The 12,179-nt window shown below is 72.3% G+C and carries 11 protein-coding genes; 3 read left to right on the top strand and 8 right to left on the bottom strand.

Going from position 1 to position 12,179, the window contains the following annotated elements; all coding sequences use genetic code 11:
- Positions 1–7: 7 nt before the first annotated feature.
- The 5 genes from BLV96_RS04945 to BLV96_RS04930 form a co-directional block, all read right to left on the bottom strand.
- Positions 8–598 (bottom strand): hypothetical protein, encoded by a 591-nt coding sequence (locus BLV96_RS04945; protein ID WP_086677798.1) that lies wholly within the window; start codon positions 596–598, stop codon positions 8–10.
- Positions 599–617: 19 nt separating this feature from the next.
- A complete protein-coding gene (locus BLV96_RS04940; protein ID WP_086677797.1) occupies positions 618–1,052 on the bottom strand; it encodes a transcriptional regulator in 435 nt (144 codons plus the stop codon).
- Between the two features lie 300 nt (positions 1,053–1,352).
- Positions 1,353–1,907, bottom strand: coding sequence for a hypothetical protein (locus BLV96_RS04935; RefSeq protein WP_143050917.1), 555 nt, complete (start codon positions 1,905–1,907; stop codon positions 1,353–1,355).
- A complete protein-coding gene (locus BLV96_RS49015; RefSeq protein ID WP_143050916.1) occupies positions 1,822–2,154 on the bottom strand; it encodes a hypothetical protein in 333 nt (110 codons plus the stop codon). Before BLV96_RS49015 ends, BLV96_RS04935 begins: the two co-directional genes overlap by 86 nt.
- A 153-nt stretch (positions 2,155–2,307) precedes the next feature.
- Positions 2,308–3,159, bottom strand: coding sequence for a helix-turn-helix domain-containing protein (locus BLV96_RS04930; RefSeq protein ID WP_086677805.1), 852 nt, complete (start codon positions 3,157–3,159; stop codon positions 2,308–2,310).
- Between the two features lie 72 nt (positions 3,160–3,231).
- On the opposite strand from BLV96_RS04930, the gene BLV96_RS04925 reads away from it, so the two are divergent.
- On the top strand, positions 3,232–3,570 hold the full coding sequence (locus BLV96_RS04925; RefSeq protein ID WP_086677795.1) for a VOC family protein: 339 nt from the start codon (positions 3,232–3,234) through the stop codon (positions 3,568–3,570).
- Between the two features lies 1 nt (position 3,571).
- Here the strand turns inward: BLV96_RS04925 and BLV96_RS04920 are convergent, their stop codons facing one another.
- Positions 3,572–5,704, bottom strand: a complete 2,133-nt coding sequence (locus BLV96_RS04920; RefSeq protein ID WP_086677794.1) for a discoidin domain-containing protein — start codon at positions 5,702–5,704, stop codon at positions 3,572–3,574.
- 214 nt (positions 5,705–5,918) lie between these two features.
- Between BLV96_RS04920 and BLV96_RS04915 the strand changes: the two genes are divergently transcribed.
- Positions 5,919–6,851 (top strand): DUF1996 domain-containing protein, encoded by a 933-nt coding sequence (locus tag BLV96_RS04915; protein WP_086677793.1) that lies wholly within the window; start codon positions 5,919–5,921, stop codon positions 6,849–6,851.
- Positions 6,848–7,381 carry a DUF305 domain-containing protein gene (locus BLV96_RS04910; RefSeq protein ID WP_086677792.1) on the top strand — a complete coding sequence of 178 codons (534 nt, stop codon included), beginning with the start codon at positions 6,848–6,850 and terminating at the stop codon, positions 7,379–7,381. Before BLV96_RS04915 ends, BLV96_RS04910 begins: the two co-directional genes overlap by 4 nt.
- Positions 7,382–7,538: 157 nt before the next feature.
- On the opposite strand, the gene BLV96_RS04905 is transcribed toward BLV96_RS04910, so the two are convergent.
- Positions 7,539–10,715, bottom strand: a complete 3,177-nt coding sequence (locus BLV96_RS04905; RefSeq protein ID WP_244180049.1) for a TIM-barrel domain-containing protein — start codon at positions 10,713–10,715, stop codon at positions 7,539–7,541.
- Between the two features lie 354 nt (positions 10,716–11,069).
- Positions 11,070–12,110 (bottom strand): LacI family DNA-binding transcriptional regulator, encoded by a 1,041-nt coding sequence (locus BLV96_RS04900; RefSeq protein ID WP_086677790.1) that lies wholly within the window; start codon positions 12,108–12,110, stop codon positions 11,070–11,072.
- Between the last annotated feature and the right edge of the window lie 69 nt (positions 12,111–12,179).

The following is a 12,179-nucleotide window of genomic DNA, read 5'->3' as shown; positions in this document are numbered from 1 at the left end:
GACGGCACTATCCCAGGAGTGCCGCCAGCCGCCTAGCCTGCTCCGCCGCGCGGCCGGACGCGCCCGGCTGGACGGCGGGCGGCTCGCTCGTCGCGGCGCTCAGCACCAGCACCGCGATCAGCTCGGCTTCGTACTCGTCGGTGCCGGTCGTCACGCGCGTGAGCAGGTGGGACAACGCCTGCGGCGCCAGGTCCGGGGCCAGCCGCGCCGCTTCGGACTCCGACATCTGGCAGGTCCCCGTGTGCGCGCACAGCATGTGGGCGAGCTCGTGGGCGATGATGTGGTCCTGGTGCAGCGCCGAGGTGTGCTCGACGTACGCGATCAGGTCGTAGCCCGGGCGGGCCTGCCACGCGCCGGACGGGCGGCCGGGCCGGTACTCGACCGGGACGAGGTCGATCTCGCGACCGCGCCAGGTCTCGAGGCGGTCGACCCACGCGTTCATCGACCACGGCCGCGGCACCGGAACGGCGGTGAGCAGCGTGCGCACCCGTTCGCGGGCGCCGGCCCGCAGGACGGTCAAGCCGCGCTCGTCGATGGGTCCTCCCCGGTCACCGGGCGCCAGCCGGGTGCACCGGGGCGCGATCACGGACGAGGTCATCGTAGCCGACCGCGCGCGGTCACTCCGGCTTCCGGCGCCGGCCCTCGCGGTGCCGGGTTTCGTCGTAGCCGGCCAGCTGGTCGAGCAGCGCCGTCACGGTTTCGCGGTCGCGCGGCGAGAGCCGCATGGCGCGCTGCGCCAGGTTGCGCGCCTCGCTGTCGCGCCACGCGACGACGTCCTCGACCTGGCGGTCGACCTGACCGGCGACCTCGTCGTCGAAGAAGTACGTCACCGGCACGCCGAAGAACTGGGCGAGGGCCTGGATGTGCGACCGCTTGGGGTCCTTGCGCGCGCCGACGGCGAGCTGCTGGACGTGGGTCGCCGACATCGTCACGCCGGTCTGCTCGGCGACGCCGTGCGCGATCTCCCGGTAGGAGTACGGCTTGCGGTCCGGCGGGTGCACGGTCGCGATCAAGTGCGCCAGCCGTTCCGCGAAACTGCGCTCGTCGCTCACCACACACCACCTTCGGCCAGGAAACGTGACAACCATCAGCCTAGCTGTCCTGAAAACTTGACACAGACTGTCCCGTAAAGACTACGATACCCCTGTTCGGTGTTTCGAAAACAGGACATCGGATCCCGGGGTGGCACGGCGGCCGCGGGGTGCCGTCACGTGGTCGCTGGGGGTGGCCACGCGCCCCACCCTGTCCCGCCGCGCCACCCTGCTCGGTTCACGCCCATGGCCGTCGCCAGTTTCGCCAGGTCTTCGCGCAGCGCGGGCACGGCGTCGCCGGTGACGCAGCCGGTGGAGAACTCAGCCGCGCCTCGACGGCGCCCGCCTGCGGGAGCGGGCCCACCAGCTTGAGGTGGAGGTCGGCGGCGCCGGGTCCGGGCCGAGGGCGAGGTCGTTGATCCGGTCGCAGGGCCATTCGGTGAAGTCGCGGGCGGCGCCCGGCAGCAGCGCGAAGCCCGACAACCCCGCGGTGAGCCGGGTGATCGCCGCCGACGTCGGTCCGGGCGGGAAGGGACCGCGGTCCAGGGACTGGTCGAGCAGCTGCAGCCCGAACCAGGTCCCGAAGAACAGCCATACCCCGAGCGCGAAGGCGAGGAATCCGCCGCCGGCGCCGAGGCGCGGCGCGGCGGGATCGACGCCGTACCGGACTTCGAGGTCGGGGACCTTGTCGCGCACGACGGCGAGGAAGGTCTCGGCGGATCGGTAGTCGCGCCAGCGGGTGCGCACGCGGCCTTGGCCGGCGCGGAACTCGACGACCTCGCGATCGAAGTCACCGGACGGCCGAAGCGCGACGATCAGCCCGACCACCGGCGACGTCGGGATCCAGAAGGCGAGCCAGAACGGCTTGGCCGACACGGCCCCGCGCCGGACGTCGGTGATCTCGCGGTAGTCGATCCACGGCCGGCCAGGCACGGCCGAGCAGCCAGGCGATGACGGCGACGAGGACGTCGAGCGCCACGCCGATCCAGAAGTAGGGCCGCTCGGGTGCGACGGTGATGCCGTAGCCGTGCCAGCCGGCGAAGGCGAGCGCGACGACGACGAGCACCCACGTCCAGCGCCGGGCGCGGGAGAGCGGGACCACCCGGGTCGTCGTGTCCACCATGGCCGGAGCGTAGGGGACGGCTGAACGGGCGCGGTTCGGCGAAAGTACCGCCGCAGCAAGGAGTCCGGCCGATGACGGTCGCGGCGCGCGTTGGGTCCGCGGGTCCGCGGGTCCGCGGGCGAAGAGATCGCGCACCTGGCTCGCCCGACGGTCTCAGGCTCGTGGGGCGGCTCCTTTCCGCTCCCCCGCCAGCAGCCGCCGCAGGGCGGCCGGGGTCGCTCCCGTGTGTTCACGCACTGTCCGCGTCAGATGGGCTTGGTCCGCGAAGCCCAGCTCCACCGCGAGCGCCGCCAGCTCCCGCTCCCCCGCCTCCAACCGATCCAGCGCGCGACCGACGCGGAGCCGGTTGCGGTAGCGCGTCAGCGAAACGCCGACCGCACGCGGGAAAGCCCGGCTCAGCCGGTACGGCGACACCTCCAGCAGTTCCGCCAGCGGAAACAGCCCCACGGCCGCGGGCACGTCCGCGGCGAGCGCCTCCCGGGCGCGCGTCACCAGCGCGGCGTCGTCGCCCCGGCCGCCGGAGGCGGGCGTCGGACCCTCGGCCGCCTGGGTGATCGCGCGGCCCACCAGCTCCACCATCGCCTCCGCCAGCGCGTAGTCCGGGTCGGCCGCCGACGCCACCACCCGGCGGTGGGCCAGGTCGAGCCGCGCGTCGACGTACACCGCCGGCCGGGCCGGCCCGGAGCCCGCCAGCTCGTGCCAGCGGCGCGCGCCGAACGTCACCGAGGTGCACACGTCTCCGCCCGCCGGGTGGGCGAACCGCTCCTCGTCCCCCGGCGCGGCGAGGTACCCCACCGCCGCGTCGGAGTCCGCCACGACTCCGCGCGCGTGACGGCGGAACCGGCCGCGCCGGACGAGCACCATCCGGTGGCCGTCCGCCACCTCCGGCGGGGACCAGCCCGGGTGGTCCTCCGCGCACTTCACGACGCTCACCGCGTACCCCGGGCGGGCCGCGACTTCCACTGCCTCCAGCACGATGCGGACGCTACGCCGGGGGTCCGACAGTTTCCGCAAGGATCTTCAAGACCGGCGACGCCTCACCCGGAAAGGTGACGGCAGAACGAAAGGAGTCGGGAAATGCCCGCGGAACTCACCACGATCGTCCTCGACTGCGCCGACCCGGCCGCGCTCGCCGCCTTCTACGCCAAGGCCCTCGGCCTCGAGGTGACCTACTCCGGCGACGACACCGTCCAGCTCGGGATCCTCGGTTTCCAGCGCGTCGCCGGCTACCGGGGCCCGTCCTGGCCGGACGACGCCAAGCACGCCCACCTCGACCTCCGCGTCGGCGACCTCGCGAGCGCCGTCACGGAGTTCGAGGCGCTCGGCGCCACCAAGCCGGAGTTCCAGCCCGGTGGCGCCGACTGGGTCGTGCTCGCCGACCCCGAAGGTCACCTCTTCTGCCTGATCCCGGGGTGACTCACCGGCGGTAGACGCCGAACTCGTAGAGCGAGTAGCCGTACGCGGTGCCGCGCTGGGTCGCCGACACCCGGACGTACCGGGCGGTGCCGGCGATCGCGAGGTCGTCGGCGCCGCCGTCGCCCGACGTCGTCGAGTACACCGGCCGCCAGTTCGCCGCGTCGTCGCTGACCTGGATCTCGTAGGCCTTCCCGAACGCGGACTCCCAGATCAGCTGGACGTGGTCGAACGCCTGCCGGATGCCCAGATCCACCTGCAGCCACTGCGGATCGGCCCACGCGCTCGCCCAGCGCGTCGCGGAGTTGCCGTCCGTCGCGGCTTGCGGCGGGTAGGGCGCGCCGGGGCCGTCGGCCTGGTAGGTCGACGCCGTGGTCGCCTTGCCGAGGGCCAGGTTCGTGCCCGGCACCGGCGGGGCGACCACGCGCAGCGAGCGCGTCTCGATGCCGACGTTGCCGTGGCCGTCCCGGGCGTAGAGGTAGATCTTCCAGACGCCCAGCTGCTGCGGCGCGGTGACGGTGAACGTGCCGCTCCCGGTGAACTGCGCGGGGATGAGGCCGGCGGCGTTGTTGATGTACTTGCTGTTGTAGCCCATGGTGTAGGTGATCGGGTCGCCGTCCGGATCGGACACGTTCGCCGTGAGGGTGAACGTCGAGCCGGCCGGGACGTCGGTGACGCGGCTGAGGTTCATCGACGAGATCACCGGCGGCTGGTTGCCACTCGTCTGTCCACTGTAGAGCTTGCGGACGGCGTACCAGGAGAGCCGCTTCTCGTTGCCCGTGGTGATGTTGAACCAGACGCCGCCGAAGTCGCCTTCGGTGCCGTAGTGGAACAGCGTCGCGCCGAGCGCCACGCCGGGGTGGCCGAGCACGCAGTTCCAGGCGTTGACGTACCCGTCGCGCTTCTGCTGGTCGGTCGGTTCCGCGGGCACGCCGTTGACGTCGTTCGGCACCTCCCACTCGCCGGCCGGGCCGGTTTCGGTGATGATGTACGGCTTCGTGTAGCCGCCCGCGAGCCAGTCCTGCTTCACCTGGCAGACCTGGGCGTAGGAGTTGACGGAGTAGAGGTCGAGGCTCGGCGCGTACGCCTTGTAGTACGGCCACGCGCCGGTCCAGGCGTCGGTCGAGGTGACCGGGTGGTTCGCGTCGATGGCGTGGATCGCCTGTGCGGTTTGGTCGACGAAGCGCGTGTAGGCGATCCGGTTCTGCTCCAGCTGCGTGCCGGAGTAGCAGTTCTGCATCCCGAGGATCGACTCGTTGCCGACGTTCCACATCAGCACGCCGGGGTTCGCCTTGTAGGCGGTCACCCACTTCTGGATCTCGGCGAGCATCGTGTTCTTGTAGTTCGTGTCGGTGGTGTAGTCGACGCAGCCGCCGCTGCCCGGGCCGCCGCCGGGTTGCAGCCAGAAGCCGGCGACGACCTTGATGCCGTTGGCCGCGGCGGCGTCGAACAGCGGCTGGCTGCTGCCGTCCGTGCCCCAGGTGCGGACGGTGTTGACGCCGATCGAGTGCAGTTCCGGCATCCGCGTGCCCGCTTCGCTCACCGGCGGGCCCCACGTCAGCCCCTTCACGGTCCACGGCGCGCCGTCGACGCTCAGCTGCCAGTTGCCTTGACCGCCGGTCACCTTCGTGACCCCGGGGCCGCCCGGCGTCGAGGTGCCCGGGGTGCCGCTGACCTGGAACTCCCACAGCGAGTAGCCGTAGCCGCCGACGCGGTGGGTGCCGTGGAAGCGCACGTACCGGCCGTGGCCGGTGACGGCGAGGTTCTGGGTGCCGCCGGTCGCCGTCGTCGTGCTGTAAACGGTCCGCCAGCTGCCGGCGTCGTCCGAAACCTGGATCTCGTAGGCGGTCGCGTAGGCGGCTTCCCAGTTCAGCGTCACCTGGCTGATGTCCGCGGGCGCGCCGAGGTCGACCTGCAGCCACTGCGGGTCGCTCCAGGCGCTCGCCCAGCGGGTGCCGGTGTCGCCGTCGACGGCCGCGGACGCCGGGGTTCCCGCGCCTTCGCTGCTCGACGCGGTCGCGGGTCTGCCCTGGGAAAGCAGGGTGGCCGCGTGGGCCGGGGACGGGCCGGCGAGCAGGCCCAGCACGAGCAGGGCCACCAGCGCCGGGACGGCACGGAGGAGCGACGGTCGGTCCACGATGACTCCCGTACGACAAGGGGAACGGAGAGGGAGAGCGCTCTCCGGCGCGATCGATGGTTCGGCACGAGCCCCCGCGTTGTCAAGATTCGCCTGCGAACTCGACAATGACTGTCCGGCGGCCGATCCGGGTGCTCCTTGACAGGGCCGTGGCCTGGTGCGCATGCTGTGGGAGAGCGCTCTCCCATCCTTGGCACCTCACCGTGGAGGACCCTTGGCACCGAAAATCGCGCTCCTCGCCTGCACCGCCGCCACCGTGCTGGCAGGCGCCTTCCTGACCACGGCCACCTGGTCGCCCGCCGGAGCGGACGACCTGGTGACCCACCACGAGTTCCAGGTCAACTGCTCCCCCAGCCACCACCAGCCGGACGACCCGATCGTCTTCCCCGGGCTGCCCGGCGCGTCGCACGACCACACGTTCCTCGGCAACAAGACCACCAACGCCGCCACGACCCTGCAATCGCTGCAGAACGCGGGCGTCGGCAACACCACGTGCCTCGCGCCGGACGACCTCTCGGCGTACTGGTTCCCGACGGTCTACAACGGGAACCAGGTGGTGCTGCCGAACTTCGCGCAGGTCGTCTACTACAAGTCCGGCATCCTCGACTACACGAAGGTCGTGCCGTTCCCGCCCGGCCTGCGGTACGTCGCCGGCAGCGTCACCGCGACGCAGGACGAGTTCCAGCACGCACCCGGCGCGATCGAGGGCTGGGAGTGCGGGGACAGCTTCCACAACTGGGACGTCCCCGTGCACTGCGTCGAGGGCAGCCAGCTCAACATCCGCTACCAGGCGCCGAGCTGCTGGGACGGCGTCCACCTGGACTCGGCCGACCACAAGAGCCACATGGCGTACCCGGACCGGGCGACGCTGACGTGCCCGGGCGACCACCCGGTGCCGGTGCCGATGCTCGAGTTCAAGATGGCGTTCCCGGTCAGCGGCGACATGTCCGGCGTGCACCTGGCCAGCGGACGCGGGTACTCGTGGCACTACGACTTCTTCAACGCGTGGGACCCGCCGACGCTGGACGCCCTGGTGAAGCACTGCATCAACGGCGGCCTGCAGTGCGACCCGCGCGGGTTCGACCTCTACAAGCCGGACCGCGGCACGGTGCTCGGGCCGAACTACCGGCTGCCCGGCCGTCCGTGAGACGGCCGCTCCTGGGGGCGGCGGTGGTGGCGCTGATCATGGGCGGTTGCGCCACCACCGGCCCGGGTCCCGCCCCCGCCGCCTCGCCCTTCAACCCGACCGACGTGGCGTGGCTGCAGCTGGTCGTGCCGATGACCGAGAACGCGCTGGCGGCCGCCCGGCTGGCGCCCGGTCACGCGGCGAGCCCGGCGGTGCGCGCGGCCGCGGACGCGGTCGCCGCGCCGGCGGAACGGCTGTTGACGCGGTTGAAGTCGACGCGCGACCGGGCCGGGCTCCCGGCAGCAGATGTCCACAGTGGACACAAGATGCCGGGGATGGTCACGGCGGCGGATCTGGTGGCGTTGCGCACCGGGAGCGGTGCGGAATTCGACCGGCGGCTCGTCGCGTTGCTGCGGGCGCACGCGGCGCAGCTCGTCGTGCTGGCGAAGGGTGAGCAGACCTCGGGTGGGGATGCGGGAACCCGGGAACTCGCCGGTGAGGTCGGCGCCGAAGGGGCGCGGCAGGAGCAGGCGTTGACCGGTCTCGGGTGACCGGAGACGAAGCAACGGCCCGGGCCGCGCGTCGCCATGAGCGCGGCCCGGGCCGTGGAGGTCACTCAGCCCACAGGGTGACCGAGCCGGGCGCCGTCGAGGCCACCACCCCACGTGGTGGCCTCGACGGCCATACCGGCTCCGCCCGCCGGCAGTCTCAGTAGGTCACGGTCACCGGCCCGTGCCCGCCGTGGGCCGTGACGGTCAACGTCTGCGTCGCCGCGTCCCACTTCCAGCTCTGCGACGGCGCCCAGCCCGCGCCGACCCGGACCCGCGACGGCGCGGACGGCACCCCGAGGAACTTCACCGTCCACTCCCGCGAAGCGACCTGGGACCGGCCCCGCGTCGGCTCGACCGTCACCGTGTGGGTGCCGCGCCGCTCCGAGTACGTGATCCGGGTCGTCGAGCTGTGCTTCGACGAACTCCCGTCGTCCTCGTACAGCGAGAACGACCCCGGCGCACCGGGCGCCACCGTGACCGTCGCGCGGTTCAGCGGGTTCTGGACGTCGTTGGTCACGTCCGCCGTGCGGGTCACCGTGATGCCGCCCGCCCGGACGAACACCGGCATCGTCCCGAGGTCGGACGTCACCTGCTGGGTCGAGCCGCCCTGGTAGACCTTGCCGCTGAAGTAGTCCGTCCACTGCCCCGGCGGGAACCAGACCGGGGTCGTCGCCGACGTCCCCGGGTTGGTCACCGGCGCCACCAGCATGTCCGGCCCGTAGAAGTACTCGCTCGACGCCGCCGCGTACGCCGCCGGGTCGTCCGGGTACTCCACGTACGTCGGGCGCACCACCGGGACGCCGGTCGTCGCCGCCTGCTGGGCCAGCGTGTAGGTGTACGGAACCAAGTTCTCGCGCAGGTTCAGGAACTTCGTCGCCGACGCCTTCGCCGCGTCGCCGTACTGCCACGGCAGCCGGTCGCTGTGGTTGCTGTGCAGCCGGTCGATCGGCTGGAACGTGCCGAGCTGGACCCACCGCGCGTACAGGTCGTCGGGCAGCTTGACCGTCTGGTGCTGCTGCCCGCCCGAGGTGTAGGTCTCGCTGCCGCGCAACCCGGTCGTGTCGTTGTGGCCGCCGATGTCGTGGCTGATCGGCGAAAGGCCCGTCGCGGCCGACTCGGCCGGGGTGATCCCGACCTCCATCCGCAGCGTGCCCCACGTCGAGGACGTGTCCCCGGTGAAGTGGACGGTGCTGCGCTTGTCGGCCCACGGTCCCGTCGACAGCCCGACCGGGCCGCCGTACCCGCCGGCCTGCAGCGAGCCGTACGCCCGCGAAGTCGCGAAGCCCCGCTCGATCGCCGGTGCGGACAGGTCGGCGTACTTCTGGTTGATGAACGAGTCCGGCGTGACCCCCTGCAGGCTGGACTTCGACGCGTCGCAGCACCAGTCGAGCCACCAGAAGTCGTTGCCCTGGTTCATCATCTGGCCGTGCAGGTCCAGGTACGCCTTCAGCTGGTCGGGGTCGCCCCAGTCGAAGACGTAGCAGTCCGTGCCGCAGTTCGACTTCGCCAGCTTGCCCTTCGCCGTCGCCTGCGCGCGGGCGAACTGCGGGTCCGAACCCATGATGCTCGGGTGGATGTTCAGCGTGTTGTGCAGGCCCTGCGAGTGCGCCCAGGCGAAGAACGCCGTGGGGTCCGGGAACTTGGCCGTGTCGAACTGCCAGCCGTTCCACGTGTCCGGCGCCTTGAAGTCGGTGTCGGTCACCAGGACGTCCAGCGGGACGCCTTCGCTGCGGAAGCGCGGCAGGATCCGGTCGCGGTAGTCGGCCGCGGTGCGGTCGATGTACTCGGAGTACCAGACGCCGTAGGCCCAGCGCGGCAGCAGCTCCGACGGCCCGGTCAGGGTCGCCAGGTCCCGCAGCCCCGCCTTGTAGTCGTGGCCGAAGGTGAAGGCGTAGCCGTCCTGGTACGGGTTCCCGCCGTGCGATGGCCGTTGCGTCACCTTCTCGGTGGCGGTGTCGTACAGCGCGGACGGGCTGTCGTCGAGCAGGTACCAGCCGTCCTGGTGCAGCAGGCCTTCGGTGAGCGACGGCGTGCCGTTGTCGCCGTTGACGCCGTCGAGGCCGCGCCGGTAGCCGCCGAGGGTGAGGTGCGGCTGCGGGACCGCGGCCCCGGTGCGCGTCACCGCGACGGTGTCGACGTTGACGTGGCAGCTCGCGTCGTCGGGACAGGCGACGACGACGTCGTTCGTGCCCGCACGCAGGTCGACCGGGACCGAGGCGGTGCCCCAGGTGTCCCAGTTCGCGGTGGCCGGCATCGACAGCGTGCGCGTCACGCCGGCCGAACCGACGGTCGCGGTCCGCGTCTGGTGCAGGCCGTCGCCGCCGGTGCCGTTGGCGTACCGGACGTCCAGCTGGTATGTGCCGGCGGCGGGGACCTCGACAACGCGGTGGGTCAGCGACGAACCGCGGTTCAGCTCGGCGACGAACCCGCGTCCGGCGTACCCGGCGTGGTCGGTCGCGACGACGGCCGAGCCGGTGCGGAGGCCGGATTCGGCTTCGCAGCTGACATCCAGGGCACAGCCGGTGAACGCGCGGGCCGTCGACGGCGGGAAGGGCGCCCCGGCGGACAGCACCGCGATGGCGTCGACGTTGACGTTGCCGGAGTCGCTCGCGGTCCGCTCGAGGCGGACGCTGTGGCGGCCGGCGGCGAGGGTGACCGGTACCGACGCGGTGGCCCAGCTGTTCCAGTCGGCCGTCGTCGGGAGGGTGAGCTTCTGCGGCGCCCCGCCGTCGACGGACACGCTCAGGGTGCGCGTGACGTGCTGGCCGTCCCCGCCGGAGCCGTTGGCGTAGCGGGCGGTCAGGTTGTACGTCCCGGCCGCGGCGGCCGAGACGTCGGCGGTGGCCGACGTGCCAGTGCTTTCGAAGCCGGCGAGGAAACCCTCGCCGGTGTAGCCGGTGTGGTCGGTGGCGACGCCCAGCCCGTCGGCCGTCAGGTCTTCGGCCTCGCAGAGCGCGCCGGTCGCGCAGGTCAGGTGGTGCCACGGCGCCGCGGTCACCGGGGTCCCCGCCGTGGTCTTGAGCTGGAGGTTGCCGGAGTCGAACGGGCCGGAGTTCAGCTTGTAGGTCAGCGTCGTCGCGCTCGTGCGGATGGTCAGCACGCCGTTCGCGGTCGTCGAGGTGAACTGCGGAGGCGTGAACGAGCCGCGGCCGACGGCGTTGAAGGTGGCGGAGTCGGTGAACCGGCCGTCGCCGGCGTACTCCGTGCGGATCAGGGTCGGGGACAGGACCTGGAAGCGCGCGTTCCCGGCGGCGACGGTCCCGCGCGCGGCGGGTCCGGCATCGGCGGGCGCCGCGACGGTGACGACCGCGGCGGCGACCGCCAGGACGCTCACCAGGTGGAGGGATCTGACTGCTCTCGGCCGCACGGCGGAACTCCGTTCCGGTCAGGGGACCAGTTTTACAACGTTGGAAAGGCGATTCGATCTGAGCACAGCGGGCGGGCGGCTGTCCAGCCCGGTGAGCGGAACTGTCCGGACAGGCCGGAGCCGCTGCCCGGCAGGCCAAGCGGGCGGAGCATCGGGGCGAACCGGTGGCGCGATTGGTATTGCGGCCAGTCCTCCGGCCGGCCCCTTGGGCACGAGCGAGGCGGGGCGGCCGGGCCCACCCAGCGAGGCCTGGAGGTCGCGAAAGTCGCATTCGGGACCTCCGACGCCCCGAATGCGACATTCGCGGCACCGGGCCGCCGCTCAAGCCGAGTCGCGGATCACCAGCTCCGGGTCGAAGATCACCGACTCCGCGCGCCGCTGCGGGTCGGCCATGCGCTCCAGGACCATCCGGGCCATCGCCGCGCCCATTTCCTCCACCGGCTGGCGGACCGTCGTCAGGCGGGGGCGGCAGCTCAGCGCCACCCGGCTGTCGTCGAAGCCGATCACCGCCACGTCGTCCGGGACGCGCCGCCCCGCTTCGCGCAGCACCGTCAACGCCCCGTACGCCATCAGGTCGTTGGCCACGAACAGCCCGTCCAGCGCCGGTTCCTCGGCCAGCAGCCGCTCCATCGCGCGCTCGCCGCCGTGCTCGGTGAAGTCGCCCTCGGCCACCGCCACGTACGCGTGGCCGTGGCGGGCCATCGCGTCGCGGAAGCCGGCCAGCCGGTCCTGGCCCGCCGGCGTCCCCGCCGCGCCCGCGATCGTCGCGACCCGGTGGCAGCCGCGCGCCACCAGGCGGTCCGCGGCCAGCCGGGCGCCGTCCTGGTGGGCGACGTCGACGTAGCTCACCGGCGCCGGACGGCCGGGCCGCGCGAACAGCGCCGTCGGGACCCCCGCGTCGGTCAGCATCCGCGGCAGCGGGTCCGCCGCCGGGTGCAGCGAGATCAGCAGCACCCCGCTCACCTGCTCCTGCCGCAGCTTCGGCACCAGCTTCTCGCGCTCTTCGTCGCTGTCGACGAGCATCAGCAGCGGGTGCAGCCCCTGCGGGCGCAGGTGCGCGATCACCCCTTCGACCACCCGGCCGAAGAACGGGTCGCCGAACACGCCACCGAAGGCTTCGATGTGCCGTTCCGGCTCGGACACCACCAGCGCCACCCCGCCCGTGCGGCGGGTGACCAGCGAGCGGGCCGCACGGTTGGGCACGTACCCGGTGGCGGCGATCGCGCGTTCGACCGTCTCGCGCAGCTTCGGGTCGACGTTGCGCACGCTGTTCACCACGCGGGACACCGTGGCCCGCGAGACGCCGGCGACCCGCGCGACGTCCTCCAGGGTCGGCGGCGCCGAGGGCGGGTGCGTCGTCACCCCTTCTTTGTAGCACGCTGTGAGAGCGCTCTCCCAGTCGCACCGATGACAAATGTCATCGGGAGCCGC

The sequence above is a fragment of the Amycolatopsis pretoriensis genome (genome assembly GCF_900107925.1).
GTDB classification, from domain to species: domain Bacteria; phylum Actinomycetota; class Actinomycetes; order Mycobacteriales; family Pseudonocardiaceae; genus Amycolatopsis; species Amycolatopsis pretoriensis.
Note: the sequence above shows the minus strand (reverse complement) of the source record. Positions and strands in the feature narration are given on the sequence as shown.

What these genes read in the sequence shown, in the direction of transcription:
- BLV96_RS49015 (WP_143050916.1), bottom strand. Translation starts at nt 2,154, where the DNA reads ATGGTGGACACGACGACCCGGGTGGTCCCGCTCTCCCGCGCCCGGCGC.
- BLV96_RS04945 (WP_086677798.1), bottom strand. Translation starts at nt 598, where the DNA reads ATGACCTCGTCCGTGATCGCGCCCCGGTGCACCCGGCTGGCGCCCGGT.
- BLV96_RS04925 (WP_086677795.1), top strand. Translation starts at nt 3,232, where the DNA reads ATGCCCGCGGAACTCACCACGATCGTCCTCGACTGCGCCGACCCGGCC.